Source organism: Paenibacillus filicis (genome assembly GCF_038070315.1).
GTDB lineage: Bacteria > Bacillota > Bacilli > Paenibacillales > NBRC-103111 > Paenibacillus_G > Paenibacillus_G filicis.
This window is the reverse complement of sequence record NZ_JBBPCC010000007.1, coordinates 261,293-287,763: the sequence shown is the minus strand read 5'-3', so window position 1 is coordinate 287,763 and position 26,471 is coordinate 261,293. Positions and strand designations below refer to the sequence as shown.

26 protein-coding genes and 1 riboswitch are annotated in these 26,471 nt (G+C 53.3%); of the genes, 15 read left to right on the top strand and 11 right to left on the bottom strand.

What is annotated here, in order from left to right; all coding sequences use genetic code 11:
- A partial coding sequence (locus tag WMW72_RS13585; RefSeq protein WP_479724851.1) for an alpha-helical endospore appendage domain-containing protein occupies nt 1–1,021 on the bottom strand: 1,021 nt, incomplete at its 3' end.
- 668 nt (nt 1,022–1,689) lie between these two features.
- On the opposite strand from WMW72_RS13585, the gene WMW72_RS13580 reads away from it, so the two are divergent.
- The 4 genes from WMW72_RS13580 (at nt 1,690) to WMW72_RS13565 (ending at nt 5,706) form a co-directional block, all read left to right on the top strand.
- Entirely contained in the window at nt 1,690–2,847 is a 1,158-nt protein-coding gene (locus WMW72_RS13580; RefSeq protein WP_341416017.1) for a glycosyltransferase family 2 protein, read from the top strand.
- A gap of 3 nt (nt 2,848–2,850) precedes the next feature.
- Nucleotides 2,851–3,945: a glycosyltransferase gene (locus tag WMW72_RS13575; RefSeq protein WP_341416016.1), complete on the top strand. Its 1,095-nt coding sequence runs from the start codon at nt 2,851–2,853 to the stop codon at nt 3,943–3,945.
- Between the two features lie 325 nt (nt 3,946–4,270).
- Complete coding sequence (locus tag WMW72_RS13570; RefSeq protein WP_341416015.1) at nt 4,271–5,062, top strand: sensor histidine kinase; 792 nt, start codon at nt 4,271–4,273, stop codon at nt 5,060–5,062.
- On the top strand, nt 5,059–5,706 hold the full coding sequence (locus WMW72_RS13565) for a response regulator (protein WP_341416014.1): 648 nt from the start codon (nt 5,059–5,061) through the stop codon (nt 5,704–5,706). Before WMW72_RS13570 ends, WMW72_RS13565 begins: the two co-directional genes overlap by 4 nt.
- A gap of 262 nt (nt 5,707–5,968) precedes the next feature.
- Here the strand turns inward: WMW72_RS13565 and WMW72_RS13560 are convergent, their stop codons facing one another.
- From WMW72_RS13560 to WMW72_RS13550, 3 genes are all read right to left on the bottom strand, one after another.
- Nucleotides 5,969–6,361 (bottom strand): VOC family protein, encoded by a 393-nt coding sequence (locus WMW72_RS13560; RefSeq protein WP_341416013.1) that lies wholly within the window; start codon nt 6,359–6,361, stop codon nt 5,969–5,971.
- Between the two features lie 153 nt (nt 6,362–6,514).
- A complete protein-coding gene (locus WMW72_RS13555) occupies nt 6,515–7,129 on the bottom strand; it encodes an SCO family protein (RefSeq protein WP_341416012.1) in 615 nt (204 codons plus the stop codon).
- A gap of 15 nt (nt 7,130–7,144) precedes the next feature.
- Entirely contained in the window at nt 7,145–7,510 is a 366-nt protein-coding gene (locus WMW72_RS13550; RefSeq protein ID WP_341416011.1) for a c-type cytochrome, read from the bottom strand.
- Nucleotides 7,511–7,865: 355 nt separating this feature from the next.
- Between WMW72_RS13550 and WMW72_RS13545 the strand changes: the two genes are divergently transcribed.
- The 3 genes from WMW72_RS13545 (at nt 7,866) to WMW72_RS13535 (ending at nt 10,527) form a co-directional block, all read left to right on the top strand.
- Nucleotides 7,866–8,453, top strand: a complete 588-nt coding sequence (locus WMW72_RS13545; RefSeq protein WP_341416010.1) for an LOG family protein — start codon at nt 7,866–7,868, stop codon at nt 8,451–8,453.
- 126 nt (nt 8,454–8,579) lie between these two features.
- Nucleotides 8,580–8,679: riboswitch (purine riboswitch) on the top strand.
- Nucleotides 8,680–8,752: 73 nt separating this feature from the next.
- Nucleotides 8,753–9,910, top strand: a complete 1,158-nt coding sequence (locus WMW72_RS13540) for an MFS transporter (protein WP_341416009.1) — start codon at nt 8,753–8,755, stop codon at nt 9,908–9,910.
- A 32-nt stretch (nt 9,911–9,942) separates the two neighbouring features.
- Nucleotides 9,943–10,527: a DUF4269 domain-containing protein gene (locus WMW72_RS13535; RefSeq protein ID WP_341416008.1), complete on the top strand. Its 585-nt coding sequence runs from the start codon at nt 9,943–9,945 to the stop codon at nt 10,525–10,527.
- Between the two features lie 34 nt (nt 10,528–10,561).
- Here WMW72_RS13535 and WMW72_RS13530 read toward each other — a convergent pair whose 3' ends face one another.
- Nucleotides 10,562–11,449, bottom strand: a complete 888-nt coding sequence (locus WMW72_RS13530; protein ID WP_341416007.1) for a TetR/AcrR family transcriptional regulator — start codon at nt 11,447–11,449, stop codon at nt 10,562–10,564.
- Nucleotides 11,450–11,560: 111 nt separating this feature from the next.
- Between WMW72_RS13530 and WMW72_RS13525 the strand changes: the two genes are divergently transcribed.
- Nucleotides 11,561–12,130: a hydrolase gene (locus WMW72_RS13525; protein WP_341416006.1), complete on the top strand. Its 570-nt coding sequence runs from the start codon at nt 11,561–11,563 to the stop codon at nt 12,128–12,130.
- An 84-nt stretch (nt 12,131–12,214) separates the two neighbouring features.
- On the opposite strand, the gene WMW72_RS13520 is transcribed toward WMW72_RS13525, so the two are convergent.
- Nucleotides 12,215–12,727, bottom strand: coding sequence for a DedA family protein (locus WMW72_RS13520; protein WP_341416005.1), 513 nt, complete (start codon nt 12,725–12,727; stop codon nt 12,215–12,217).
- A 23-nt stretch (nt 12,728–12,750) separates the two neighbouring features.
- Nucleotides 12,751–13,764: an AI-2E family transporter gene (locus tag WMW72_RS13515; RefSeq protein ID WP_341416004.1), complete on the bottom strand. Its 1,014-nt coding sequence runs from the start codon at nt 13,762–13,764 to the stop codon at nt 12,751–12,753.
- A gap of 181 nt (nt 13,765–13,945) precedes the next feature.
- On the opposite strand from WMW72_RS13515, the gene WMW72_RS13510 reads away from it, so the two are divergent.
- From WMW72_RS13510 to WMW72_RS13500, 3 genes are all read left to right on the top strand, one after another.
- Nucleotides 13,946–14,626 (top strand): response regulator transcription factor, encoded by a 681-nt coding sequence (locus WMW72_RS13510; protein WP_341416029.1) that lies wholly within the window; start codon nt 13,946–13,948, stop codon nt 14,624–14,626.
- On the top strand, nt 14,623–16,371 hold the full coding sequence (locus WMW72_RS13505; RefSeq protein WP_341416003.1) for a sensor histidine kinase: 1,749 nt from the start codon (nt 14,623–14,625) through the stop codon (nt 16,369–16,371). The genes WMW72_RS13510 and WMW72_RS13505 overlap by 4 nt, the downstream gene beginning before the upstream one ends.
- Before the next feature lie 165 nt (nt 16,372–16,536).
- Nucleotides 16,537–17,250, top strand: coding sequence for a 2OG-Fe(II) oxygenase (locus WMW72_RS13500; protein WP_341416002.1), 714 nt, complete (start codon nt 16,537–16,539; stop codon nt 17,248–17,250).
- A 92-nt stretch (nt 17,251–17,342) separates the two neighbouring features.
- Here the strand turns inward: WMW72_RS13500 and WMW72_RS13495 are convergent, their stop codons facing one another.
- The 4 genes from WMW72_RS13495 to WMW72_RS13480 all read right to left on the bottom strand — a co-directional run bounded on the left by WMW72_RS13495 (nt 17,343) and on the right by WMW72_RS13480 (nt 21,050).
- Nucleotides 17,343–18,026 carry a DNA alkylation repair protein gene (locus tag WMW72_RS13495; RefSeq protein WP_341416001.1) on the bottom strand — a complete coding sequence of 228 codons (684 nt, stop codon included), beginning with the start codon at nt 18,024–18,026 and terminating at the stop codon, nt 17,343–17,345.
- A gap of 111 nt (nt 18,027–18,137) precedes the next feature.
- The gene (locus WMW72_RS13490; protein WP_341416000.1) at nt 18,138–19,340 is read right to left on the bottom strand and encodes a CynX/NimT family MFS transporter; all 1,203 of its coding nucleotides are present in this window, start codon (nt 19,338–19,340) and stop codon (nt 18,138–18,140) included.
- Complete coding sequence (locus tag WMW72_RS13485; RefSeq protein WP_341415999.1) at nt 19,337–20,035, bottom strand: FadR/GntR family transcriptional regulator; 699 nt, start codon at nt 20,033–20,035, stop codon at nt 19,337–19,339. The genes WMW72_RS13490 and WMW72_RS13485 overlap by 4 nt, the downstream gene beginning before the upstream one ends.
- Before the next feature lie 250 nt (nt 20,036–20,285).
- A complete protein-coding gene (locus WMW72_RS13480) occupies nt 20,286–21,050 on the bottom strand; it encodes a YheC/YheD family protein (RefSeq protein ID WP_341415998.1) in 765 nt (254 codons plus the stop codon).
- Between the two features lie 203 nt (nt 21,051–21,253).
- Here WMW72_RS13480 and WMW72_RS13475 point away from each other — a divergent pair, with 203 nt between their 5' ends.
- The 4 genes from WMW72_RS13475 (at nt 21,254) to WMW72_RS13460 (ending at nt 26,449) form a co-directional block, all read left to right on the top strand.
- Nucleotides 21,254–21,907: a TetR/AcrR family transcriptional regulator gene (locus WMW72_RS13475; protein ID WP_341415997.1), complete on the top strand. Its 654-nt coding sequence runs from the start codon at nt 21,254–21,256 to the stop codon at nt 21,905–21,907.
- A 58-nt stretch (nt 21,908–21,965) separates the two neighbouring features.
- Nucleotides 21,966–22,562, top strand: coding sequence for an NAD(P)H-dependent oxidoreductase (locus WMW72_RS13470; protein ID WP_341415996.1), 597 nt, complete (start codon nt 21,966–21,968; stop codon nt 22,560–22,562).
- A gap of 109 nt (nt 22,563–22,671) precedes the next feature.
- Nucleotides 22,672–24,090: a phospholipase D-like domain-containing protein gene (locus WMW72_RS13465; protein WP_341415995.1), complete on the top strand. Its 1,419-nt coding sequence runs from the start codon at nt 22,672–22,674 to the stop codon at nt 24,088–24,090.
- Nucleotides 24,091–24,376: 286 nt separating this feature from the next.
- The gene (locus WMW72_RS13460; RefSeq protein ID WP_341415994.1) at nt 24,377–26,449 is read left to right on the top strand and encodes an alpha-galactosidase; all 2,073 of its coding nucleotides are present in this window, start codon (nt 24,377–24,379) and stop codon (nt 26,447–26,449) included.
- Nucleotides 26,450–26,471: the final 22 nt, after the last annotated feature.

Genomic DNA, 26,471 nt, shown 5'->3' with positions numbered 1-26,471 from the left:
CACCAGTGGCACCCGTAGCGCCCGTGGCACCAGTAGCGCCAGTGTCGCCCGTAGCGCCGGTGGTACCCGTAGCGCCAGTAGCACCCGTAGCCCCAGTAGCGCCAGTAGCACCAGTAGCACCAGTAGCACCAGTGTCGCCCGTCGCGCCCGTTGCACCCGTCGCGCCCGTAGCGCCAGTGTCGCCCGTAGCACCAGTAGCACCAGTAGCGCCGGTAGCGCCAGTTGCGCCGGTAGCGCCAGTTGCACCGGTAACACCCGTTGCTCCAGTATCGCCCGTAGCACCAGTTGCGCCGGTAGCGCCGGTGGCACCTGTAGCGCCCGTGACGCCCGTCGCACCAGTAGCGCCCGTGACGCCCGTCGCGCCGGTGGCACCCGTAACCCCAGTAGCACCAATGGAACCAGTAGAGCCCGTCGCACCCGTCGCACCCGTCGCACCTGTCGGCGACCCTATCGTTTCGATTCTCACATTAGCAGAGCCTTGCGTTACTGCAATAGCGAGGGTGTCAGATAAGAAGGTTATGTTTTCACCCAAACCTACCGTTGCTGAGCCAGTTGGCCCTATGACATTGAACAACACTCCGGCTGTAAAGGTGCCCGTTGGACCCGTCGGGCCAGTGGGTCCTGTCGCGCCAGTAGCACCAGTAGCTCCTGCTCCTGTGGCCCCCGTAGGCCCGGTCGGTCCTCCGGAAGGGCCCGTAGCACCGGTTGGGCCAGTCGGTCCTAGCAGGGAGGGGGCTGACAGGACGGCATCCAGTTTGGTGCTAAGCAGCAATTCTTTCTTAATTAATTCCTGCATGGTGCTCTTGACACTGTTGTCAATAGCGAGCAAATCGCTGATCGTCGCAGGAACAGTCAGACCCGGCAAAGTACCAACTGCGTATTGAATTTTCTCAGCTTCAGCATTAATAACATGTCCTAGTCCCAGTTCTTCGATGGCAATGGATGCTAGCAAAAGATTTAGGGCGTCGTCTCTTGTAAGTGTGATGCTGGGAGTAATGTTAGGAATATTCGCTTGCGACAATGAAATCATCCTTTCTCTCTGTTTTTGCATGCCCTATATCGTATGTACAGAGAAAAATTGGAGTTCACCCAAATTTCGATAAATTGGAAAAATCAGCTATAGTTGCTAGACATCTGATGGTTCAAAACGGGGTCGGATGACAGGTCGCCAATATTATGGATGGCAATCGGCCTATACGCACAATTCTCCTAATGCATATATTGAACCAGCAGTCAAAAAGGAGGGATTTTCATGTGCAAACAAATAAAAATCGTTATTGTGACCAAAAGTTCAAGAACATGCAGCCCGGAGCACCGGCATCCTAAGCATGAGATCAGAAAGTGCTGTTCACGGCGCAGAAAATGTCATCACTGTCATCATTGTCATCGCTGTCACTGTAGGAAGTAGTAGAACTATTTTCTTCAAAGGAAGGAACGCGATTTTCATAGAAAGGCCCGGACAGTCGCAGATGAACTCTAGGTCTGCTTGGATCAATAACGTCAGACCTGCTTCTCGGCCTGATCAGCAGCTGGCATTGGACGAGCGTGGAACAGACTCACTCGGATAACGGGGGTTCAAAAATAAGTTAAACAATGCTCGACATTCGCATATACCTGAAACTGAGAGCGCTGTGTGCATAGCCGCCATTCCACAAAAGTTGTGGATGGAACCCAGGATGAGGTGATCGGATGACAACGAGCATTGTGATTTTGACCCACAACGAGCTTCCATTGACTGACAAATGCCTGCAAAGCATTAGACAGCATACCCATGATTACGAGCTGATCGTTGTCGATAATGGCTCGACGGATGGAACGGTAGCCTATCTAAGAAAACAACCGGATATTATCGTACACGAGAATCAGGAAAATCTGGGTTTTGCCGCTGGCTGCAATCAAGGCTTGGGGCTATCCCACGGAGAAAATATTCTATTTTTGAATAACGATACGATCGTAACTGCATATTGGCTGGAGAATATGCTGCGTGTATTATATGAAGATAAGAGGGTCGGCATGGTCGGACCAGTCACGAACTATTCCAGCGGTCATCAGATGGTACCGGTCACCTATTCGCGGCTGGGCGAGCTGGAGATATTTGCACGGCGTCATGTGCAAGAGAATGAAGGCTGCTATACGGATGTGCGTCGGCTGGTCGGTTTTTGTCTGTTAGCCAAGCGAAGTGTCCTGGAGGAGATCGGAGGCTTTGACGAGCGTTTCGGTCTCGGTAATTACGAAGACGATGACCTGTGCTTGCGCGCTTTGCGGGCCGGGTACGTGCTGAGGGTCGTGCAGGACGCGTTCATCCATCATTTCGGGCATGCCACGATCCGGAACCTGCAGGACTTCGATCTGACTAAGCTGCTGGATCAGAACCGCAAGAAGGCTTCGGAGAAGTGGGGCCAGGATATCCATCAGCTCATTTATAAACCTGCGGTAACGATCAGCGTGTGCATGATCACCAGAGATGCAAGTCTAACCTTGAAGCGGTCGCTGGACTCCATCGCGGGTCATGCCGATGAGATGATTATTGTAGATACAGGTTCATCGGATGACACGGTCGAGCTGGCGAAGACTTACACTTCTCATGTCTACATCCACAGTGGGAAGGGAGAGCCGTCAGATTCGTACCTGTATGCCTTTGAGCAGGCCACTGGCGAATACATCGTTTGGATGCGGCAGGATGAGGTCTTGGACAACAAGACGATCAAACGGCTGTCCAGCCTGAAGCTGTCCATAGACGGTAGTGAAGACAGCGTGGCTCTATCCGATCATCACGGGAAGAAAGCTAGCATGTACAGGAGGGCAGCCGGGTTCCGGATGCCGGATCAATGGGGAGAAGGAGTCTGAACGATGATAACGATCAGCTTGTGTATGATTGTCAAGAATGAGGAGGATGCTCTGGAGAAATGCCTGTCCTCTGTCAAGGGCATTGCCGATGAGATCGTCATTGTGGATACCGGTTCTACGGATCGTACCAAGGAGATTGCAGCCCAATTCACAGATCGGATCTTCGATTTCAAGTGGATCGATGATTTTTCGGCAGCGCGCAATTACTCCTTCAGCCAGGCTACCCAGACCTATATTTTCTGGCTGGATGCGGATGATCATATTCAGGAGAAGGACCGGCAGGTGCTGCTCAAGCTGAAACAAACGCTCAACCCGGACGTTGACAGTGTAACCCTGAACTACTACCTTGCTTTCGACGAATCGGGGAATGTGACCTCTAGCCTTAGGCGGAACCGGATCGTTCGCCGAGACCGGAATTTCCAATGGATTGGCCCGGTTCATGAATATTTGGCCGTCTGGGGTCATATCGAGCACAGCGAGGCCGGCGTTACTCACGGCAAGAACAAAGTGTATACCGACCGGAACCTGCAAATTTATGTGAAGCGAGAGAAGGCGGGGGAACTTTTCTCTCCGAGGGACCAATATTATTTTGCCAATGAGCTGCGTGACCATGCTCAGTTCAACAAGGCTGTTCTTTACTATGAACTGTTCCTGAAGGGCAAGCAGGGATGGATCGAGGATAACATTCAGGCATGTCTGAGAATGGCGGATTGCTACGGAAAGCTTGGCAATAAGGATAAACAGGTAGAATCCATGTGCCTCACGTTAACCTATGACAAGCCGAGACCGGAATTTTGCTGTGCGATAGGTAATCATTTCTTCGAAGAGAAGAAATTTGAAACCGCGATTTATTGGTTCAAAACGGCCACTGAAGCGGGGCAGGATACAACGAACATGGCGTTAGTGAATCAGATTCACTCTACCTGGTATCCTCATCTTCAGCTTTGTCTGTGCTATGACCGTCTCGGCCGGTTCGAGTTAGCCAACGAGCATAACGAGAAAGCGCTGGCCTATCGCCCGGCTCATCCAAGTATGCTGTATAATAGAACGTATTTCCAGAAGCTGCTCGCAGAGCATGCGGATAAGCAGCAGGGCTAGCCGCCTGGCAGCCTGTCTCCTGACCGTCCAGTCCAGCAGTTATCATACATGTGCAATAGATCAAGGCTGTCGCAAGATACTGCGGCAGTCTTTTATTCGTTTACACATCAGGATAGGTGAGGGGGACGGCTGGCGTTAGTTGAATGCCGTTAGACAATTGTCAGGGGTTGTTCAAATGATGCGCTATAAATGACTCATCCGGGTCATAGTCAGCCGTGTGGCATTATGTTTAGATGAAGATATTCTTCATCAAGGGAGTGACCTTATCATTTTATACAGACATCTGAAAAGTCTGATTCTATGGATTCCCACCCTGACGATCGGCTTGTGGGAGTATGTGCGCCATTCGTTCCTGCTGCCTTACGTATCCATGGACTTGGGGAACTGGCTGGCTCCGCTGCTCGTCTTCTTGGTAACGATGACACTGCTGCGCAAGCTGTTTGCGATGATGGAGTCGCTGCAGGAGGACCTGCAGAAGGAACGGGCGGCCAAGGCGGCCCTGGAGGAAAGGGAGCATATTGCACGCGAGCTGCATGATGGGATTGCGCAGTCGCTGTTCCTGTTATCCGTGCGGGTCGACCGTGTGGAACAAACGCATAAGGGTATCTTGACGGAAGCGCTGCGGGAGACGTATCAGAGCTTACGGAAAACGGTGTATGAGGTCAATGAGTATGTGAGACAAGCGATCGCGGGACTACGGTATCCCGTCAACCCAGCCTCCATGCCGTGGATGGAATCGATCTATAATCTGGTTGAGGAATTCAGGCATGACACGGGTATCTCCGTCCATGTCTCATGGTCTCTAACCGAGAGCCGTCTGACGATGAAGGAGAAGGTAGAGCTGTATTCCACGATACGCGAGGCGATGATTAATGTGTACAAGCATGCGCAAGCCTCCACGATCTGGATCGAGGGGCGAGATGCCGGGCAGGAGGGGTGGCGCTGTGAGGTCAAGGATGACGGTCAAGGCTTTCTACCGGATATCAATCAGGAGTCAACAGGAGGCTTCGGGCTGATGATGATCCGGGAACGGGCAGTCACGCTACAGTGGAGCTTTGAAATCCGGCAGGAGTCACAACATACGCTAGTGATTATCGGGAAGGAGGGGAAGCAATGACGCAACCGATTCGAATTATGCTGGCGGACGATCATGCACACGCGCGCGAAGCGATGAAGGATATTATTACGGCGGACGCTTCCTTTAAGATTGTAGGCGAAGCTGCCAATGGACTTGAAGCGATCCGATTGGCAGAGCAATGCATGCCGGATCTGATCCTGATGGATATCCGTATGCCCGAGATGGATGGTTTGGAAGCGACCAAGACGATCAAGGAGCGGTTTCCATATGTCAAAATCATCATGGTGACCGTCTCCGGAGATATCACGAATCTGTTCGAAGCGATCAAGCGGGGGGCACAGGGCTACCTGCTCAAGAATCTGAGCCCGGCTTCCTGGCATGAATATTTGCGGGCCGTTGCTTTCGACGAAGCACCGATGTCCCGGGAGGTAGCAGTGAGGCTGCTTCGGGAATTTACGGCGGTGAAGAGCAGCGTACCCGAAAAGTCGCCGCTGACTTCCCGGGAGAAGGAGATTCTGGAATGCGTAGCCCGGGGGAGATCCAACAAGGAAATCTCCGATGACCTGGATATATCGGAGCATACGGTGAAAAATCATCTGAAGAACATTCTCCATAAGCTCCATCTGGATAACCGCGTTCAGCTTATGCGCTACGCTTATCAGAAGGGTTGGATCGAGGCGTAGCCGGTGACCGCACACTCAGAACAGAATCAGCTTGACCCATCCGATCAGAGAAATCCATAAGAATGCGCTAAGTATCGCGCCAATAATAAATCCAAAGCCGAAACTATTCTCCATTACGAACACCGCCAGCCGAGTGTACTTTACTTGCAGGGATATCTTGTATATCGGATGGCGGCCTATCTTTTCTTAGTGTAAAACAAAACGCCCTTCCATGGCTGCCGTTTTCGAGAATGGCTGCCGCGTTGGGGCGTTTTCTTGCTGATCAGCTGTTTTTTGCTCCAGAGCCGAACCCAATGAGATACCCATCTACATCTTTAACGGAGAATTCCTTCCAACCCCCCCAATCATGTTCCGTTACATGAGGTTCGGAAGCAATGATTGCGCCATTTGTTTGGAATTCCGTATACAATGCATCCAGCTCTTGATGGGTCTTTACATAAGCGTATGTATTCCAAGTACCGCGATTAGGACTGACATCCTCTGGATCTGATGCCTGAATTAATTTGAAGCCCAGACCAAAATCATCGCGAATGGCCCAGTGTTCATTTACCTCACAACCCAGAGCGCTTTCATAATACGCTTTAGACTTCTCAAAATCAGAAACCAGTAGGACAGTAAGAGAGTTTTGAATGATTGCCTTGACTGCTTCAGTCATACTAACACCTCCTAGGATTTGTGGGAAATATACCCATTTATATCATAAGGAATATATGTTCGAATGTAAACAAGCAGCCAGTGTGCCAAAGGAGCTGTAACGCAAACAAACGGTCCCTAGGACCGTCTTGCCGAGCTGCCAGCCTCCGAATCCTTATGAAGATCCGGCCAACTGCCGAATCATCTTTAATATCTCATCGTTGTTCATGTCCTCGCCCATCGGGAAGATCTGGCGGATCTGATCTTGTCCGTCAATGAGGAAGAGGGAGGTGACCGTGTGGACGAATGAGCCGTCCGGCATTTTCTGCACCAGCACCCCGTAGTTTTTGGCAACTTCCGCCGTTTCCTGCTCGCTTCCCGTCAGCAGCGTCCAGTTCTTGCTATCCACGCCCATGCGCTCGCCGTACTTCCCGAACACCTCCGGGGTATCCTTCAACGGATCGAAGGTGATCGATAGAAACTGAACCTTGTCGCCCCACAAGCCCTGCTGCTTCAGCTTCTCCTGAAGCTTGACCATATTATAGGTCGTCATCGGGCAAATATCCACGCAGCTGGTGAACAGAAATTCCACCAGCCGAACCTTGCCTGACGTGTCACTTAGCTTCGCCGGTTTGCCCGACAGATCAAGCAGTGAAAATTCAGGAGCCTTCTTGATTACGGGAAGAACCGAGCCGTCCTTCTTCATCCAGGTATACGCGCTGAGGGCAAGCGCGGCTAACAGCGCCACAACCATCAATTTGAAGCCATGCCGTTTGAGTAGAGCTGCCATGTTTATCCATACTCCTTATTTTTTATCAGCCAGCCATTTGGCCAGGTTGACGAGCTCTTCATTCTTGAGTGCGGTCTTGAAAGACGGCATACCGCCTCGGCCGTTCTGAATGACCTTGTACAGCTGCTGATCGCTCAGCTTGCCGCCGATTTTCTGCAGATTGGGTCCGACCTTGCCCTCCAGATCGTTCCCGTGACAGGCGATACAGGATTGCTTGTAGATCACTTCCGCAGCTTGAGCATTCACCGCCGTATCCGGGAGAGCCGCTGAGGACGCTTCCGGCTTGGCCTTGCTCTGATTGTGCTGAACCTGCATAAACAAGACGGTAATCCCCAGTATACAGGCGATTCCGCCGAGTGCGGCCATTGACCATTTGAACATCGTATCCGAACCTCCCTTCGCTACAAAGTTATCCTAGCATTTCATTTCTGAGCCTGTATATAGCTTTAAGGGGCTATAGGGAAGGATAGGGCTGTCATTCTAGCTTTTATCCGGGAGTCTGACTTGGGCATCCTGGTGTCTCACTCGGGCAGGTTGACGGCTACGCATCAGCCGTATATTGTGAAGGTAGAGGGAGAACGAGCTCTGCATGCACAGCCAAAGGAGAGAGCCAATTCGCGCTGAAATTGATTTCTATGAATCGGCTTGTGCAGAACGATAATGCCAAAGTGCTCGCCCAGTGAATCAAGAAGAATTTGACTAATGCACAATACGGTTGAACAGGAGGCTGTTTCGGATGAAAAAAATAGCGGTTTTTTGCGGCTCCAGTAAAGGTGCTTCCGATGTTTATATCGAAAGTGCACGCGAGCTGGGCAGGGAGTTGGTTCAGCGCGAGATCACGCTAGTATACGGCGGGGCAACCGTAGGTATCATGGGAGCGGTAGCGGATTCCGTTCTAGAGCATGGCGGGAAGGTGATCGGCATCATCCCGGCTTTTCTGGAGAGCAGGGAGATCGCGCATCAAGGCTTGTCTGAGCTGATTATCGTCGAATCTATGCACGAGCGCAAAGCCGCCATGGTTGAGCTGTCGGACGGATTTATCGCCTTGCCGGGAGGACCGGGGACGCTGGAGGAGTTTTTCGAAGTGTTCACCTGGGCTCAGCTCGGTCTGCATCACAATCCGTGCGGCCTGTTGAATGTGAACGGGTATTATGATCCACTTGTGGCCTTATTCCATCATATGGCGGACGAGCAATTTCTGCATGAGAAATTCCGGTCCATGGCTTTGGTCGATACTCAGCCGAAGGGGCTGCTGGATCAGTTCAGCGCCTATGAGCCTCCCGCTCAAAAAAGATACGAATCGCCAAAGCTGGCCGCGGAATAACCAAACAGGGATGAGCAAGCAAAGAGTTCATTACGATGCGTTTGCTTGCCCAGACCGCCTTTCTGTGATACACTGTTATAAGATTTTTTGAAATATGAACTTGCTGCATCGCGTGCTATTCCGCCTTGCGCAAGGACATTATATAATTGTATAACCTCAATAATATGGCTTGAGGGTCTCTACCAGGAACCGTAAACCCCTGACTACAAACAAGAAGCGATGGCTCGCTTTGTTTGTAGTCAGGGTTTTTTTTGTTTCCAAAATCATGGTCACCCAGAGAGAAAGTGAGGAGTTGCCGTATGAATCCAAGAGTCTACATGCTGGCTGCGTCTACCGTTGCGGTAGGATTGGTCGAATTAATTGTAGGAGGAGTGCTGCCTGATATCGCGAATGATTTACGGGTGAGTATCAGCCAGGCGGGGCAGCTGATCTCTGTATATGCTTTTATTTATGCGATTTCCGCACCGTTGCTGCTTGCCTTTACGGCCAGAGTGGAACGCAAGAAGCTGTACCTTGCGTCCTTACTCGTTTTTTTTATTGGCAATATGATTGCCTACTGGAGTCCGAACTTTACGGTTCTGCTCATATCCAGAATCATCATCGCGATGAGCGCAGGCTTAATCACCGTGCTCGCCCTGACGATCACGGCCAAAATATCTGAGCCAGCTTACAGGGCCAGAGCTCTGGGCTTTATTTATCTGGGGATCAGCTCGTCCCTGGTGCTGGGAGTGCCGCTGGGTATTCTGATCAGCCATACGTTCGGCTGGCGGATTCTCTTTCTGGGCATTGGAATTTTATCGATTGTGTCGATGATTCTGATTTCCGTATCTCTCGAGCGGATTCCGACCGAGCGAACGATCCCGCTGGCAGTGCAGTTCAAATCGCTGCGGAATGTAAAGATTACGACGGCCCATCTGGCCACGTTATTCTTTCTGGCGGGACACTACACGGTCTACGCTTACTTCACGCCTTTCCTGGAAACGACGCTCGGTCTGGATTCCTATTGGATCAGCGTTTGTTATTTTGCCTTCGGGATCTCGGCGGTATTCGGAGGTATTGCAGGAGGGATGCTAGCAGACAAGCTGGGAAGCATCAAGAGCATCCTGCTCGTCATCAGTTTATTTGTGGTCATTCTGGTGCTACTGCCATGGTCTACCGCTTCACTGGCGGCCTTCGCTGTCGTGATGGTGATCTGGGCGCTACTCAGCTGGAGCCTTGCGCCGGCGCAGCAGATTTATCTCATTCAGACGGCGCCGGACACCTCCGATATTCAGCAGAGCTTTAACAATTCGGCGCTGCAGATCGGTATCGCGGTCGGCTCGGCCATCGGAGGCGTGGCTCTTCAGCAGACGGGGAGCGTGACCAGCATGGCTTGGGTCGGAGCGGGAGTTGTGCTCATCGCGCTGTTATGCGCCGTTATTTCGATCCGCAGGCCTGCGCTGGCCGATTCCCAATGACCAACCAAGGCTAGATCAGGAAGGAGATCTACATGTCCAATCCCCGATGGTTGACCATCGACTATCTTCAAGAAGGCAGTCCTGCACAGGTCGAAGTTCACCGGATCATAACAGGCCATCGGCTGCTTGACAAGCTGCGCGCCTACGATCCGATCTTGGTAGGCACCTTGCCGATAGGCATTCAGATCGCGGGCAGCGATCTGGACATCATCTGCGAGGTACATGATTTTACAGGCTTCGAAGAGCTGGTGAAGGAGCAGTTCCGGACATACCCGGACTTTGCGATCCAGAGAAAGGTCGTAGGCGGCCTGGAGCGGATCAAGGTGAATGTTACGGTTGACGGCTGGCCTGTCGAATTATTCGGTCAGAACAGGCCTACGACCGAGCAGAATGGTTTTGTCCATATGGTGATCGAGGCCCGGATGCTCGAGATGTACGGTAAGGCATTTACCGAGCGGATTATCGCTCTCAAAGCGGCAGGTCTCAAGACCGAGCCAGCCTTCGCCGCCGCGCTGGGCCTTGAGGGAGACCCATACGAGAGATTACTGGACATCTCCCGTTGGACCGATGAAGACATCCGCCGTCTCTGGAAGGAGCCCGGCACAGATCGGTCATGAGGCCGTGCGGCTATATCGGGCAACAATTACATTTCTATGAATTGGAATAGGGGCGAACCAGGCTTCGGAGCTGAACAGTCAGACTGGTCAGCTCCTTTTCTTTCTCCAGATAGGCGAACATCGCTTGAAGTAAAACAGGGCGGGGCTCCGATCTGCTGAGCTCTATTTCCAGCAGGCTGACCAGCTCCTTGAGCTCGCGCCGGTGGGCATCGCCAGACGGAATTTGTGGAATGGCGTGCTTCACTTCCTCCAACAGCCTCGTCATGACCTGAGCGCGCGCCTCCGCACCTGTATCCCCGTACAAATCCGGCTCCAGTAAAGCCTCGTGCAGTAACGGGGGGGATGCGGAAGCAACCATATGCTGTCTCAATACATTCATCTTGTCCACGATGTAACGGGCGGCTTCCTCTATCGACAGCTGCTTCTCCTCATGAATGATCCAGAATGAAAACTCCTTCAGCAGCGCCTTGTACATCACAGCCAAGTCCCATACGTAAGGCTCGGTCCCGGTGCCGTAGGCCTCGATCAGACACGTCTGATGCCACCGCAGCAGCCGGCTTCTAACCTGCTGCCGCAGCGGCTGGAACCTGGCATCCTGATGTATAGGAAAATCCGTAAAGTCGACTAGAATCCGCTTGTATTCCATAAAATACTGCAAGCGAAGCATAATCTGCCTAACCCACATCTCCTCAGGGGGAATGTGTGTCTGCTGCTTAAGCTGTTCCGCCAGCTCGAAATAGCGGTTCTGGCATTGATCGAATACAACTGCGAACAGCTCCTCCTTGGAGGAATAATATTTATATACCGATCCCTTGGCGATCTGGCAATCATCGGCAATGTCCTGGATGGAGGTTGCAAGAAAACCGCGCTCCTTGAACAGCTTGGCAGCAGATCGGATCACTTCGTGTATGGTTACGCTCATTACAGGGATGCACCGCCTCTTGACAAGATATGACCCATCGTACAAAATATTAAACATCAAGTCAAATGGTGTTCACAACGGATTGCCAACCCAGAAGGAGTTGACCTGAAGATGGACAAAGTAATCGAACCGGGTAAAACCGCGCTTGTCGTGATTGATCTGCAGAACTGGCTGGGCCCCCAATACGCACCTCATACCAAAGAACAGGTGATCGCGAACTCTGCTGCGCTCGCTGATGCTTTCCGCGAGGCGAATGAGTTCGTCGTCCTGGTACGTGTATCCAGTAAGGACTTTAAGGATATGCTGAGTCCCAAGCTGGATCAACCGGCGCCGAAGCTGAATTTGGTCGAAGGATGGGATGAGATTGTTCCGGAGATGGGTGTCACGGACTCTGATTATATCTTAACGAAAAAGCAGTGGGGAGCCTTCTACGGAACGGATCTGGATCTCCAGCTGCGTCGTCGCGGCATCACCACCATCGTGCTGTGCGGTATCGCTACAGGCATTGGCGTAGACACGACTGCCCGGGAAGCTTTCATGCACGGGTACGATGTCGTGCTGGCTATGGATGCGATGACCGGATTGTCGGAGGCTGAGCATAACCACTCCCGGGATGTGATATTTCCTAGATTGGGCCGCATCCGGACGACGGAGGAAATTCTTGGCTCAATGAAAGGGTAAAAAAAGAAGGCGATCAGACGGCACGCTGTCAGCGAATGCCATCTAATCGCCTTTTTTACTAATTATAGCTCTTTACCGGACGGACTACACCAGCAGGGAGCGCAGCTGGGAGAGGTGGAAGTTGGAGAAGTCTATCGATCCTCCGACATGGTAGCCGATGGACGTAAAGAGTACGCACCAGAACAAAGCTCCTGCACCGGCGAAAAGCACATACCTGCGAAGTCTCATCGCACTTACGCCGGCCAGATAGCAGGTCACATGGCGAATGCCCGGAATGAAGTAACCGAAGCAGATGGCCCAAGCACCATAGCGGCTAAACCAGCTCTCGGCCTTGTCCAGCCGCTTGGGGGTTAGCTTGATCCATTTGCCATATTTGTGGAGCAGGGGCTTCCCGAATTTTCGCCCCAGTGCGTAGCTGAACAGCATGCCGGACATGGTTCCCAGGAAGCTGACCGCGATGGCGATCGGCAGAAGCAGGAAGCCGCTTGAGGAAAGATAGCCGACAAACGTCATCAGCAGCTCATCCGGGACCGGCAAGCCGATAATCCCCAGCGCCAGCAAGACAAAGATCGCAATGTAGCCATATTGGGAAAGCATAGCTTCGAGGGTGGCGATAGGGATCACGCTCCTTTGCGGTCGATCACTTGGGGTTCTCCTATGGTTTGAACTTCCAAAATATCAAGTAAAAATACAAAGGTCGGAATCCCTACGATAAGCCCCCAGATGCCGAAGAAATGCTCGCCGAATAGCAGGACCAGGCACGTATAGAACATAGGCAGATGAGTCTTGGAGGCCATCAGCCGCGGATTGAGAATATAAGCTTCCAGGGCATGGATGACCAGGATGGCGATCAGCAGGTAGACGACATAGGGCAGGCCTCCCAGACTGAAGGCGATGAGACCCAGAGGAATCAGAGACACGATCACACCGGCGACCGGGATCAGTCCGAGTACGAAGATCAGCAAGGCGAGCCCGATCAGATTCGGGAATCCCATCACCCACAGGAAGATCGTGGTCAGTACACAATTGACGAAGGCAATCATCAATTGAGCCTCGATGACTTTACCGAAGGTCCGGGTCAGCTTGTACCCGAGAATCTCGACCTCTCTGGAGAACCAGCCCAGCTTGCTGGTGTGGAACTGTGCGGTAAAGCGGACGACGCTCTCCTTGCTGAGTAGCAGGAAGAAGCTTAGCAGCAGGGCCAGGAAGCCTTGCAGACCCAGATGGCCCAGTTTCATCACAAAATCAAATCCAGGCTTCACGAGACTTGGCAAATCCAGACTGCCAAGCCAGGAGGCCGCGTAGTTCATCAGCTCGTTCTGCGGATGCTTGTACACATCTTCAATCAGTACAACCAACTGGCCGATCTGCGAAGCCAGCTCCGGCAGAAACTTGACACCTGCGAATCCGACGCCACCTACCAGGAGCAGGTAGATGAGTGCCAGCAGCAGCTTGGAGTTGACTGGAAGCTTCCGCAGCGCATATTGATGCATCTGATGGATCAGGAAGGTGAATAGAAAGGTCAGGAGAAGCAGATTCAGCATGCTGCGCATGACGTATAAGAGAAGGCACAGCAGCAGCAGGACGGCAAAGCGCTGCACGTCTTTATGTTGTACAATAGACTTGAAATTCATAGACTCATCCTTTCCGGCACGCAAGCTTGAGGTATATATCCGATTATAGCGAGGCGTTGTGTATTTTATGTGTTTTGCAGGGCATGATGATCCGGGCTGCAGGGGTTAAAAACACACGAAAAACACAAGCTTTCATTAAAATAGAAACACAATCCATTCTCAATCAAGGAGTTGGGGAGCTATAGAGCGCAAAGTATTGCTTATTGAAGACGAAAGCCTGATCCGTGAGCTCGTAGCCGATTATTTTGAGCAGGAGAACTGGAAGGTTTACGAGGCTGAGCACGGGCGGCAAGCTCTAGAGATGCTCGAGACCTTGCACGTCGATCTGATCATTCTGGATATTCTCATGCCGGAGCTGGATGGATGGTCGGTCTGCAGGCAGATCCGGGCTAAGTCGCAGGTTCCGATTATTATGCTCACGGCCAAATCTGAGGATGATGACAAGATGCTTGGCTTCGAGCTGGGCGCAGATGACTATGTAACCAAGCCGTTCAGCCCCAAGGTGCTGGTCGCCCGGGCCCATAATCTGATGAAGCGGGTAGAGGGAACCGTGGGGAAAGAGGATCACTTGGTCAGCTTCGGTCAGATTCTGATCAACAAGAGATCGCATCGCGTGGAGGTCAAGGGCGAGGAGACCGAGCTGACGCCCAAGGAGTACGAGCTGCTGCTGTATATGACGCGCAACGAAGGCATTGTATTATCCAGGGAAACGATCCTGGATCATGTGTGGGGCTTCGATTATTTCGGGGATCTGCGCGTCGTCGATACGCATATCAAGAAGCTGCGCAGCAAGCTCGGGGATGAGGCCCGCCATATCCGGACGGTTATTCGAACCGGCTACAAATTCGAGGAAGACCGATGAAGCGGCATGGTGTTTCCCGGAAGCTGTTCGTCATCACCGCCGTTTTTTTTCTATTGTTTTACGCTATTGCGATGCTGAGCCAGCTGCTATTGTTTGAAAGATTCTACCAGTATCAGAAAACATCCCAGATCGAGAAGCGGTTGAAGTCGTTCCGGGACGCCTATGCCAAAAACCGCTGGGACGCGGATCGGGCCACACGGGAGATCGGTCATTTTATCTCGCAGAATAAAGCGCAGTTGGCCATTCTGAATCCAGACGGCAAGGTGAAGCACGATTACCTGTTCCGTATCACGATTCAGGACGATCAAGGTCAATCTGTCAAAATCTCGTTGTCCTTCGTGCTGAGCTCCGACCTGAAGAAGCTCTTGGAAGCCAACCTTCAGAAAGGAGACCGCATAGAGGTCAAAGGCAACTACGAGGAATTGGGGTCCAGTAATATGGACATTTTCTATCCTCAGCTGATTCGCAAGCCTGGCTTCAGCGATATCGGTAGAGTTCAGGAAGAGCCGGTCCAAAGTCTATCCGGCGTTATCACGGATATTGTGCTGCCCTCTGCGGATCAATGGAACTCGCGGCAGACGATCTTGTTCCTGGCCTTGGAGGATTGGTTTCCGCTCACAGAAGAGAGGAAGGCGGCGCTGCTAAGCGGGGGCGGCATTCAAGAGGAGTGGACCGATCCACTGAGCGGAACCCGCAGCGTGGTGATGATTCAGCCTGTCCTACGGGAGGGCAAGGCCAGCGAGCTGGCGTTCGCACTGGTTAATCTGCAGCAGATCAGCGAAGCCTATGACGCTCTGCAGGTGTTTTATATCTATATCGGGATCGGAGGGATTGTCCTGATCCTGCTGCTCTCGCTTATTTTCACAAAGATAGTGTCTAAGCCGCTCGTGTCCCTTAACCAGATCGCGCTGCGCATGGCCAAGCTGGACTTCTCCGTGAAATCCCCGATCCGCAGCAATGATGAGTTCGAGAGCTTGTCCCATAGCTTGAACAGCCTGTCCGAACGGCTCAGTGATACGCTCAAGGAGCTGTACGACGCCAACGAGCAGCTGCGGTCCGATATGGAGCAGAAGCAGCGGATGGAGCAGATGCAGAAGGAGTTCATCTCCAACGCCTCCCATGAGCTGAAAACACCGCTCAGCATTGTCAAGGGATACGTTGAAGGTATCCGTGACGGGGTCGGCGAGGCGAAGCGGGAGCGGTACCTGGAGGTGATCCTGGGCGAGACGGACAAGATGGAGGAGCTCATCAAGGATATGCTGGAGCTGGCCAAGCTGGAATCGGCCGCGATCAAGCTGAAGAAAAGCCCGTTTCTCTTGAGCGAGCTGGTCGAGGAGATCGTGGAGAAGCTGTCCAAGCATTGCAGCGAGAAGGGCTTGAAGGTCGAGGTGGTCGCCGTTGGCGAGCATGAGGTGCAGGCCGATCCGCAGAAGATCGAGCAGGTGCTGGTCAATCTGCTGATGAACGCGATCCGGCATGCGGCTCCCGATAGCGAGATCGTGGTCCGGATTGAGAATGAAGGCGTCCAAACCCGCCTGGAGATTGAGAATGAAGGCGAGACGATCCCTCCAGATCAGTTGGGTATCATCTGGGAGCGATTTTACCGGGTCGAGCGGTCCAGGAACCGCAAGACCGGAGGGACAGGCTTGGGGCTTGCCATCGTCCGCCATATCCTGGAGCTGCATGAGAGTCGGTATGGGGTAACCAATACCGAGCGGGGCGTCCGCTTTTATTTCTATCTCTAACGCATGCGTAGTCACCCGGCCCCGATTAGGGAGCCGGGTTTTTCGCTACCTTGCGGTTTTACTCGAGCAGGCGTACAAAGGCTCGGAGTTGGCGTTATACTGATTCTAGAAGAGAGTGAGGGGCAGGGACAAACTGCCGTTCATGATGAAGGAGGCAGCTCTCGCATGACCTTGAATATTTTACAAGCTGTAGCTGGCTTGGACTGGACTAGCATCCAGCGCTCGCTGGACGAGCAAGGCTATGCTCGCATACCCGATCTGCTAAGCCAAGCGGCGTGCAACGCAATCATCGGCACATATGAGGAAGAAGGTTCCTTCCGTAAGACCATCGATATGGCCCGGTACCGCTTCGGGATCGGGGAGTATAAGTATTACCGCGATCCTCTGCCCGAGGTGATTCAACAGCTCCGTGAGGCTCTGTATCCCGAGCTGGCCCGGACCGCCAACCGTTGGCTGGAGCAATTGGGCAAGCCCCCCGCCTACCCGCAGGGTTTGGCGGATTTCCTTGCTCAATGTCATCAAGCGGGGCAGAGCCGTCCGACACCGTTAATCCTGAGGTATGAGGCCGGGGGCTACAATTGCTTGCATCAGGACTTGTACGGGGACGTTTCCTTTCCCTTCCAGACCGTAGTCGCGCTGAATCAGAGGGAGGCGGATTACACCGGCGGGGACTTTCTGCTCGTGGAGCAGCGGCCGCGCGCGCAGAGCCGGGGGCATGTCATCGCTCTGAACCAGGGTGACGGTCTGATTTTTCCAACTCGTCATCGTCCGGTACTGGGGACGCGCGGCTATTACACGGCCACCCTTCGGCACGGTGTGAGCACGATTGCTTCGGGGACCCGATACAGCTTGGGGGTTATTTTTCATGATGCGCAATAGCTAAGGGCTGAGTCATATCGATGCCTGTGGTCTAGATTCAATAAAAAAGGCGAGGCTTTCTCCCAAGATTTCTAATGGGGGAAAGCCTCTTCTTATTTTCGTTTCAAGCCGCGGATCATCTGTCGGGTTGTCTGATCTACCCGCAAAGATTCCGTTATTTTCTGCAAAGCTTTGTTGTAGGTGAAATCATCTAGGGAGTTATTTCCCAAATAGCCGAGGGTGATTGCGGGAAACTTCACGTAGCAGATGGAGACGGCCCAGGCGACGGCCATTTTGACATAATAGCCCTCATGCTTGATACCATCCAGTTGCTGCAGCACCTGCAGGACAGATTCTTCCTCGATATAAAAGTTGAGCAGCATAACTACGCCGAAGCGGAGCTCGTATTCTCGGGCGGAGGCCAGATAGGGCTTCAGGAATTCCAGAACTCGGGCCCTATTGGACTTGGTGAACTTCAGGCCAGTACAGAAGCTGTCGCATACCGACCAATTATCAATTTTGGGCACGAAGTCCGCCACGTACCGCAGGATCTCCTCGATATCCGCTTTGACATAGCCGATGACCATGCCTTGCAGCATGATTTCTTCGAAATAGTCCTGATCGGCCTGCTGGAGATATGCCCGCCAATCTTCACGGGCTAGTTGCTTGGCGAGCTTGCGCAATTCAGGCAGCCGAACACCGAGTATATTATGAATATTCGGAATGAGAGCGGCGGAAAACTTCTGATAGTTTTCATCCGCCAGCTCTGCGAGCTGCTGTTTGATGGTTTGATTCATTCTTTCTACTCCCTGCACATTGTATAGAGTCCGTTAATGTTGGCATGAATACTATACCTCAGACGGGCTAGCAATGTGCGGATCATCGAATAAAATAGCAGGATAGTGAAATCACTTTACGAGGCCGCGCCCGGCGAATAGTCCCGCGATAAGAATGGTAACGGATAATCCTAGCAAAACAAACAGTGGAGCGGTCCAGCTATGCGTGAGATCATGCAGCCAGCCGAAGACCGTCGGTCCGAACGCGGCTAGCAGGTAACCTACGGATTGAGCCATGCCGGATAACTGGGAGGCTTGCTTGCCGTTCTGCGTCCGAAGAGAGAAGAACATCATGGCGAGGCCGAAGGCGCCGCCGGAAGCCATGCCGAACATCACCGCACATAATGGCAGCAGGACCCCCTGAAGCAGGCCCAGAGTTCCCGCGAAGAAGAGCAGAGAGATAGCGGCGGCCAAGAGACGCTGGCTTTTCATCCGCCCTGCGACGATTGGGATGATGAACGTCATCGGGATCAGCGCGCCCTGCATCAACGCAAGCAGCCATCCGGCGGAAGCGGACGTATAGCCATGGGTGTGCAGAATCTGCGGAAGCCAGGTCATCAAGGTATAATAAAACAGCGATTGGATACCCATAAATAGAGTGACCATCCAAGCCAGTGGGGATTTCCATACGTTGGCGGATTCAGTAGAAGCCGTACCGGCAGCCTGAATAGCCAGACGGTTATTCCGCAGTTGAAAGCTCCATACCAGTAGGGCAATCAGAGACAGGAGCCCCCACAAACCTAGCGCCCCTTGCCAGCCAATGCCTTGCATGGACGAGAGCGGATCACTCAGCCCAGAGGCCAAGGCCGCGAACACATTCATGAAAACGCCGTATACGCCTGTCATCAGCCCGATGCGCAGCGGGAAATGCTGCTTGATAATCCCTGGAAGCAGCACATTACAGACTGCAATGGCTAAGCCGATGAAGGCGGTACCCGCGAATAAGAAGCTGACATTCGGCAAGAAGCGAATGCCGATTCCGCAGATGAGCACGAACAAGGAGATCCAGACCGTTTTTTCGGTGCCTAATTTCTCGGCAATCCGGGATGCGAACGGTGAGAGCAGGGCGAAGGCCAGCAGGGGCACCGTCGTCAGACTGCCGGCGACCGTATTGGATAAGCCCAGGCTCTCTTGAATAGAGGCCAGGATCGGACCAACGGACGAGAGCGGTGCTCTCAGATTGGCTCCGACGAGAATAAATCCTAGAACGAACAGCCAAAGCTGCTGCGGGCTCGGGGTACGTTCACCCCTTCTGGTTGTGAGTGGCTGGTTCATCGTTTGTTCTCCATCGTAGCGGCAAAGGAATCCTGTGCTACTTTCATATAGTGATTGGTGCTGGCAACGGCCAGACTGACGTTTCGCTGCTCAATAGCCTCGAGCAAATCTGTATGAATGTCATAGGCCCGATGGGTGGCTGTGCGCATCAGGAGCAGCTCATGCACGGATTGTTCAAGCGCATCCGTGATGTGGTCATACAACTCCATAAACATCCGGTTATGAGCCGCTTTCACTACGGATTTGTGGAAGGCAATATCCATCGCAATAAATTCGTTAAAGTCTTTGGCCCGCGCAGCCGCCTGGCATTGATCTAGCCAGCTTTTCATATCAAGCAAATCTTGCTCTGTACGTCTCTCGCAGGCGAGCTGCGCTGCTTCACGCTCCAGGGCCAGCCGGACCTCGAGCGTCTCGATGAGCTCGCTTTTCTTGATTTTCTTCTTCAGCGCCATTTCCAGATCGCTCGTCGCGGTGACGTGAGTGCCGAAGCCCTGCCGTGTCTCGAGCAGACCCAGATGCACGAGCGAGCGAATCGCTTCTCTCAGCGTATTGCGGCTCACATCGAACTGCTCCATGAGCTGAGGCTCCGGAGGAAGCTTGTCCCCGACACGCCAATAGCCGCTTTCGATCAAATATTCGATCTGCATCGTCACTTGTTCGACCAGTGACAGCCGCTTCGTTTTTTGAACCGTCATATCTCGGGTACCTCCAAAGGTAGGATGATTGGATGTATGTTAACTTAGCATAAAGAAAGAGAGTTGTAAAGAAAGCTCTTAGTTCGCTGGAACGTCAAAAAGAAAAAAAGCATCCGCATGCAACGAATATCTCCGCATGCGGTTGCTATAGATTCTCGGCTGTGTGAACGAGCAAGAGGCTATGCCAGGGCCGCTTAGCCATTCGTCCCGCAGTTGCGGAGCTTACGGCTCTTGCTTCATTCCCCGCAGCTCAGACCTTGCCAAGCCGCTTCGCGTACTGGTAGATCTTGTTGTACATCGTTTTATCCTCCAATACCTTGAAAATAAAAACATCCGGCTTGGTATTGACCTCGATAATCCAGGGCTTCATCTGCACATCGATCCCTACATCTATGCCAAGCATATGGATAGCAGGATAAGCGGCGGCCATGGCCTCAGCAGTATTCCTGCCCAAGGTATAGAGTAGATCGCGATACGCTCCAATCTGCTGCTCATCCAGGAAGGGCTGGAGCAATGCCTCCAGAGGCAGGGGCGTACCGCCGTTATGATAATTCGTGACGACTTTATGAGGAGCGGCCAGCCGGCCGATCACTCCCGTGCTCTCCCACGGTCCGTCCGGCCCGATCTGGACCATTACCCTCACATCCAGCAGACGGCCGTTATAGGTCAGCAGGTCGATACCTTGCTGTACCAGGTAGCTGCGCTTTAACTTCCTATGCAGCAGGGTCTCGTAAAGAGAAGAGACTGTCTTGAAGCTGTACCGGTTCGTTCCCGAGAAGAGGACAAATTCAGCCGGTCCTTCCTCCGGCTGAATTTTCTCTGCCCGCATCACGCCCTGGCCGTAGGTGCCGATATCCGGCTTCATGTAGGCTATGCCGAATTCATCCAATACAGCCTGCAGGCTGGGTTCGCTCAGCTTGAAGGTTTTCGGGATATGCGGCCTGAGGCTTTCATGAGCCAGAAGCGGCTGGGTTTTATTCCACTTGCTGCGCACGTAAGGAAGCTTCTTTTTCATGGGGACCTCCTTTTCCGAGTGCCTTTCATTTCTATATAGCAATATATTCGAAGAATCTGCCCGTCGCACATAGAAACAGACGGAGAACAAGCCTGAATCCTGTACAATGGGCAGCGGCTTGTTCCAGAGATCTATTGACAATATCATCCATGGTCCTGTATTATTTTGACTAACACGAATGTCAATTAAAAGCGAGGAATCTTATGTCGCCCCGTACCAAGGAACAAAATGAAGAAATTCGCAAACAGCGTACCCAAGAGATTTTGCAAGCCGCTATTCTTGTGTATGCCGAGAAGGGTTATGCGGCCTCCGAGATCGGGGATATCGCGGAGCGGGCCGGTCTGGCGCGCGGGCTGGTTTACCACTATTTTAAAAACAAGCAAACCTTGTTTCGCGAGCTTTACACCTACATGATGGAGGGAACAAACCGCTTCACGAAGTCCCACTTCGAGCAGGAGGGCTCTGCGTTCGACCTGTTCCACACGTATGCCCGGCTGGTCTGCAATCAGGTGCTGGAGAAGCCGGCTATATCCCGCTTCTACATGCGCATCAGCCTGGATGTACATTATTTGTTTACGCCCGAGGAGTTCTCTCCCTTTGATTGGATGAAAGGCTTCATGCGGCCCATGACCGAAGCGATAGAGAAGGGCATGAGCCAGCAGTCGATCCGTCAGGGGGATGCCAGCCTGATGGCTGCGCAATTCTGGGGAGGCGTGTCGCAAGGCATGAATTATTTAGACAGGCTGCAGCAGGAGCTTCTATCCCAGGAGATTCCGGTGCAGGAACAGAGAGAGCGGCTGGAAGCAGCGATTAAGCAGGTTGTCGATTCGGCGCTAGCGATCATAAGACCCGCCTAAATTTTTTTAACTTTTATATTGACATTCACGATAGTCAAAAAAAGGAGATGATGAGAATTTGAAAATATTGGTCATCGTGGCTCATCCGAATTTGCAGCAATCCCGCGTGAATAAACATTGGGTGGAGGCCTTGCAGGAGCATTCCAGCCAGGTAACGGTGCATGATTTGTATACATCCTATCCTGAGAAAAGGTTGGAGGTCCAGCGTGAACAGACTCTGATAGCCGAACATGACCGTCTAGTCTTGCAATTTCCGCTTCAATGGTACGGCACACCTTCGCTGCTGAAGCAGTGGCTGGATGAAGTGTTTACGACCGCCTGGTTGTTCAGTCCGTCTGGCCGAACCGTAGCAGGCAAAGAATTTGTGCTCGCGATCTCCATCGGCGGTGCAGAGGACACGTATCAGGCAGGCGGCCTGATCGGCTACACGATTAGCGAGCTGACTCGGCCGTTGCAGGCTTTCGCCAATCAAATCGGGATGCGCCTGCTCCCCCATTTCAAATTCCACGGCGCGGTTAAGGCCACCGATGAACAGATTCGCAGCAGCAGCACTTCTTACATCCGGCATATCTTAAATCCTGAGCTCGACCCGCAGATCGCCCGGCAGCGCATGCTGAAGGAGATGCAGGAGAAGATGAACGCGAACTCAAAGTAATCTTAACTTGGCGGACTTTAAACCCGTGCTACTATACATGTATAGGCTATAACCAATAATCCACGATATGCCATTGTCATGCGTACATGTCCGCCAAGGAGGTTCATACATGAATCAAACGGAACATTCACTGCTAGAACGCCACGAATCATATATTCCACCCGTCGCAGACGCTTCTTATCCGCCGAGATCCGGTAATCGCCTTCAGCCGCTTGTAGACAGCGCTCCTACGTTCCGGCGTATCTGTGAGGCGATTGAGGCGGCTCAGCACAGCGTCTGGATCGCGGTTACCTTCATGGACCCCGACTTCGAGATGCCGGATGGACGGGGTAGTGTGCTGGATGTACTGGACCGGGCAGCTGCCAGAGGACTGGACGTGCGGGTACTATGCTGGCGCCCGAACCCGGAGAGCAGCGGGTACGGGCAGGCCTTCCCCGGTTCACCTGCAGACCACGAACGGCTCGCTGCGCGGGGTTCTCGCTTCCTTATACGCTGGGACCGTGCACACGGCTATTTCTGCCAGCACCAGAAATTTTGGCTGGTGGACGCTGGAAATGAGTCCGAGACGGCCTTTATCGGGGGAATCAATCCGACCTTCGGAGCCTTCGAGCCCGGACACCGGGGCGAGGGTCAACGCCACGATATCTATGTGGAGGTGACCGGACCGTCTGCGACCGACGTACACCATAATTTCGTCCAACGCTGGAACGAGGCGAGCGAGAGAGCGGAGGCAGATGGCGTATGGGGCCACGATGGTGACGACGAGTTGGCGCTGCCTGATCGTGTATCGGCTCCCCGCGGAGATAGTCTGGTACAAATTCAGCGAAACGTGCACGCAGGACGCTACTTCCGCAGCTACCCGGTCCCTGGCGGTTCTTCTGTAGACATCGCCGCTGGCGAGCGTGCCGTGACGGAGCAATACATACAGGCGATCGATGCCGCCCGCCGCTCCATCTATATCGAGAATCAGGCGCTACCCGTTCCGGAGATTGCAGCTAGGCTGGAAGCGGCGCTGAAGCGCGGAGTGGAGATCGTCTTACTGGTTCCGGCGGAGCCTGAGTCCTATGTCCGGACCTTCCGGCAGGATCCCAGCCGGTCCAGCTTCTTCGAGTCGATCGAAGCGCTTGGCCGCTATGATAACTTCACGCTGGCCGGCATCGCAGGGCCCAATGAACTGGGAATAAGAAGCCCGATCTATGTTCATGCCAAGATCATGCTGATCGATGACGTTTGGGCGACGATCGGCTCCTGCAACCTGCACTTCAATTCGATCAACGGGCATACGGAGATGAATGCTTCGATCTGGGACGCCAAGATGGTGCGGATGCTTCGCTGCCAGCTGCTGTCCGAGCATCTGGGGCAGGAAACGGCGCATCTGGAAGACCGCGAGGCGCTTTGTCTGTACCGGAGCATCGCTGGCGATAACCGGCGCCGAGCGGAGCGGGGAGACTTTGACTGGCAAGGCCTTGCGATCAGCCTGGATACGATGACTTACGGCGAACCGGATCTGCAGTTTGGGCAGAGTTAAGCGTTCCATGGCGCCTTCAGAAGAGGGCATCGATAGCTTTCAAGAGAAGAGACCGTCTAACTGGCGGTCTCATTTTGCAATCTTCCCTCTTTTATGCCGCATTCTAACAAGAGCTTCCTGGAAGAAGCGTTAATTCGCGCTATGAATCGGAACATCGCGTCATAGATCGTGCTTCGTTTTCTCTTCTATAATGTAGTCAGACTACTGGGGGCGCACGGGATGGAGCCCGTAGCAGCCTTTCAGTTAGCGGCAAGGAATGGCGAGAATAAGGAGGAAACGAGGGCGAATGATAACGAACCGCGAAGTTGCAAGCGCTGTCCACTTTGAAGAAAGCGCTTACTCGATCCGCTTGTCGAATGGTCTGGCCTCACTTGAAATCAACTTGAGCAATGGAGAGTATTCGGTTGCAGCAGGACCGCTTCTGTCATGGAAGCAAATACGCAGCGCATGCCGGTGGAACGGACGGAACTATCATACCGGCCACTTCGATCAACATGTGAAGAAGGGAGAGCCTCAAGCCGTACAGGACGGCTACGGCAAGGGCATTCATCTGACGATTGTGCATGAATCGGCCGCTTTTCCCGACTATCCGGTGCTGGAGCAGCACTTCTGGCTGTATGAAGGATCGACGTTTTTCTTGACGAAGATCGTAGTCGCAAGCGAGACGGGGATCAGGTTAAACCGGCTGACCGTGCTTCATACCGAATCGTTTTTTCCCGAGCCGGATCTGCTGAAGGACGACCAGCTCCATATGCTTCGCGTGCCGTACGATAATGACAAATGGGTACGCTACGTGACGTACACATCGCCCATGGATACGGAAAGCTATGAGGTCACGGCTTTGTTTCAGCCGGAGAGCCGACATGGAATCATCCTGGGTTCACTCAATCATAACGTGTGGAAAACCGGCATCCGGATTAGGAGCGGGCAGTCTGGAACAGCGGATGAACTGGAGCTGTATGCAGGAGCGGCTGGCGAGATGACGCGCGACTCGCAGCCGCACGGCTATGTGCAGGGGACACGGGTGGCATCCCCGCTCGTCTTCGTCGGCTTCTATGAGGATTACAGAAGCGGGCTGGAGGCGTATGGCCGGGCCAATACCGTGCAGGCTGCTCCGCTGAGCTGGGAGGGCGGCGTTCCGCTAGGCTGGAACAGCTGGTCTGCGGCGATGAGCACGCTGGATTATGAGCTGTACACCGGAGTCAGCGACTTCCTGAAGGTGGAGGTGCAGCCGCTGGGCTTTCATAACGAGCATACGCTGTATATCAACTTCGACGCTTTCTGGGATCGTCTGACGCCCGCGGAGATGGAGGATGCGTTGAACCGAGTACGGGCGAACGGGCATAAGCCGGGGACCTACTGGACGCCCTTTGCCTTCTGGGGAAGTCCGGCCCAGTTCAGTGATCCCGTAGAAGGCACGAATGGAGATTACACGTACGCAGATATTTTGCTGAGGGATGCTGAGGGGGAAATACTGCCGGATATTGCCGGAGGCCTAGCGATCGACCCGACTCATCCCGGTGCACTCGCCCGGATCGATTGGTATACCGACAAGTTCGTGTCGGAGGGCTTTGCCTATATCAAGCTGGATTTTATGGCGCATGGAGCGCTGGAAGGCAGGCATTATGATCCTGATATCACGACCGGCATCGGTGCGTATCATTATGGTCTGTCTTATCTGGCAGGGAAGCTGTCCCCTGAAGTGATCGGCAGGCCGTTTTTTATCAACCTGTCCATCGCACCGCTGTTTCCCTATGCGTTCGCACACAGCCGCCGGATCTCCTGCGATGTGTTCGGTACGATCTCGGATACGGAATATTTGCTGAACTCCCTCACTCATGGCTGGTGGATGAACGACACGCTATACCGGTTCAACGACCCGGATCACGCTGTCCTGTACAAGAGCTTCAATCAGGACAAGACGACCCGTCACGAAGGACGAAGCCGCCTGACGGCATCCGTGATTGCCGGTACCGTGCTGCTGCTCGGCGATGACTTCAGACAGGAGGAGGCGGCTTGGCGCGCCAGGACCTGGCTGCAGAATCAGCAGGTCATGAGTCTCGCTCGCCTAGGGAAGACGTTTGTTCCCGTGGAAGGCGACCGGGGCCAGCAGGCAGCGGATACTTTCCTCCTGCAGCATCCGCAGGAAGACGCGGTCTATCTCGCAGTCTTCAACTTCGACCCGGCTGTGGCTGTGCAGAAGCCGGTAGCGCTGGAGAGGATCGGTCTTCATCCAGAGCACCGCTATCACGTATTCGATCTGTGGGAAGGTACGGTGAGCGAAGCTGCCGGGAAGGTCATCGTGGACCTGGAACCGGCCGAATCCAAGCTGCTGAAGCTGAGTCTGATCAACGGCTAGGTTAAAAAAAAGGAGGATGTTT

What these genes read in the sequence shown, in the direction of transcription:
- WMW72_RS13580 (WP_341416017.1), top strand. Translation starts at nt 1,690, where the DNA reads ATGACAACGAGCATTGTGATTTTGACCCACAACGAGCTTCCATTGACT.
- WMW72_RS13575 (WP_341416016.1), top strand. Translation starts at nt 2,851, where the DNA reads ATGATAACGATCAGCTTGTGTATGATTGTCAAGAATGAGGAGGATGCT.
- WMW72_RS13565 (WP_341416014.1), top strand. Translation starts at nt 5,059, where the DNA reads ATGACGCAACCGATTCGAATTATGCTGGCGGACGATCATGCACACGCG.
- WMW72_RS13560 (WP_341416013.1), bottom strand. Translation starts at nt 6,361, where the DNA reads ATGACTGAAGCAGTCAAGGCAATCATTCAAAACTCTCTTACTGTCCTA.
- WMW72_RS13555 (WP_341416012.1), bottom strand. Translation starts at nt 7,129, where the DNA reads ATGGCAGCTCTACTCAAACGGCATGGCTTCAAATTGATGGTTGTGGCG.
- WMW72_RS13550 (WP_341416011.1), bottom strand. Translation starts at nt 7,510, where the DNA reads ATGTTCAAATGGTCAATGGCCGCACTCGGCGGAATCGCCTGTATACTG.
- WMW72_RS13545 (WP_341416010.1), top strand. Translation starts at nt 7,866, where the DNA reads ATGAAAAAAATAGCGGTTTTTTGCGGCTCCAGTAAAGGTGCTTCCGAT.
- WMW72_RS13540 (WP_341416009.1), top strand. Translation starts at nt 8,753, where the DNA reads ATGAATCCAAGAGTCTACATGCTGGCTGCGTCTACCGTTGCGGTAGGA.
- WMW72_RS13535 (WP_341416008.1), top strand. Translation starts at nt 9,943, where the DNA reads ATGTCCAATCCCCGATGGTTGACCATCGACTATCTTCAAGAAGGCAGT.
- WMW72_RS13530 (WP_341416007.1), bottom strand. Translation starts at nt 11,449, where the DNA reads ATGAGCGTAACCATACACGAAGTGATCCGATCTGCTGCCAAGCTGTTC.
- WMW72_RS13525 (WP_341416006.1), top strand. Translation starts at nt 11,561, where the DNA reads ATGGACAAAGTAATCGAACCGGGTAAAACCGCGCTTGTCGTGATTGAT.
- WMW72_RS13520 (WP_341416005.1), bottom strand. Translation starts at nt 12,727, where the DNA reads ATGCTTTCCCAATATGGCTACATTGCGATCTTTGTCTTGCTGGCGCTG.
- WMW72_RS13515 (WP_341416004.1), bottom strand. Translation starts at nt 13,764, where the DNA reads ATGAATTTCAAGTCTATTGTACAACATAAAGACGTGCAGCGCTTTGCC.
- WMW72_RS13505 (WP_341416003.1), top strand. Translation starts at nt 14,623, where the DNA reads ATGAAGCGGCATGGTGTTTCCCGGAAGCTGTTCGTCATCACCGCCGTT.
- WMW72_RS13500 (WP_341416002.1), top strand. Translation starts at nt 16,537, where the DNA reads ATGACCTTGAATATTTTACAAGCTGTAGCTGGCTTGGACTGGACTAGC.
- WMW72_RS13495 (WP_341416001.1), bottom strand. Translation starts at nt 18,026, where the DNA reads ATGAATCAAACCATCAAACAGCAGCTCGCAGAGCTGGCGGATGAAAAC.
- WMW72_RS13490 (WP_341416000.1), bottom strand. Translation starts at nt 19,340, where the DNA reads ATGAACCAGCCACTCACAACCAGAAGGGGTGAACGTACCCCGAGCCCG.
- WMW72_RS13485 (WP_341415999.1), bottom strand. Translation starts at nt 20,035, where the DNA reads ATGACGGTTCAAAAAACGAAGCGGCTGTCACTGGTCGAACAAGTGACG.
- WMW72_RS13480 (WP_341415998.1), bottom strand. Translation starts at nt 21,050, where the DNA reads ATGAAAAAGAAGCTTCCTTACGTGCGCAGCAAGTGGAATAAAACCCAG.
- WMW72_RS13475 (WP_341415997.1), top strand. Translation starts at nt 21,254, where the DNA reads ATGTCGCCCCGTACCAAGGAACAAAATGAAGAAATTCGCAAACAGCGT.
- WMW72_RS13465 (WP_341415995.1), top strand. Translation starts at nt 22,672, where the DNA reads ATGAATCAAACGGAACATTCACTGCTAGAACGCCACGAATCATATATT.
- WMW72_RS13460 (WP_341415994.1), top strand. Translation starts at nt 24,377, where the DNA reads ATGATAACGAACCGCGAAGTTGCAAGCGCTGTCCACTTTGAAGAAAGC.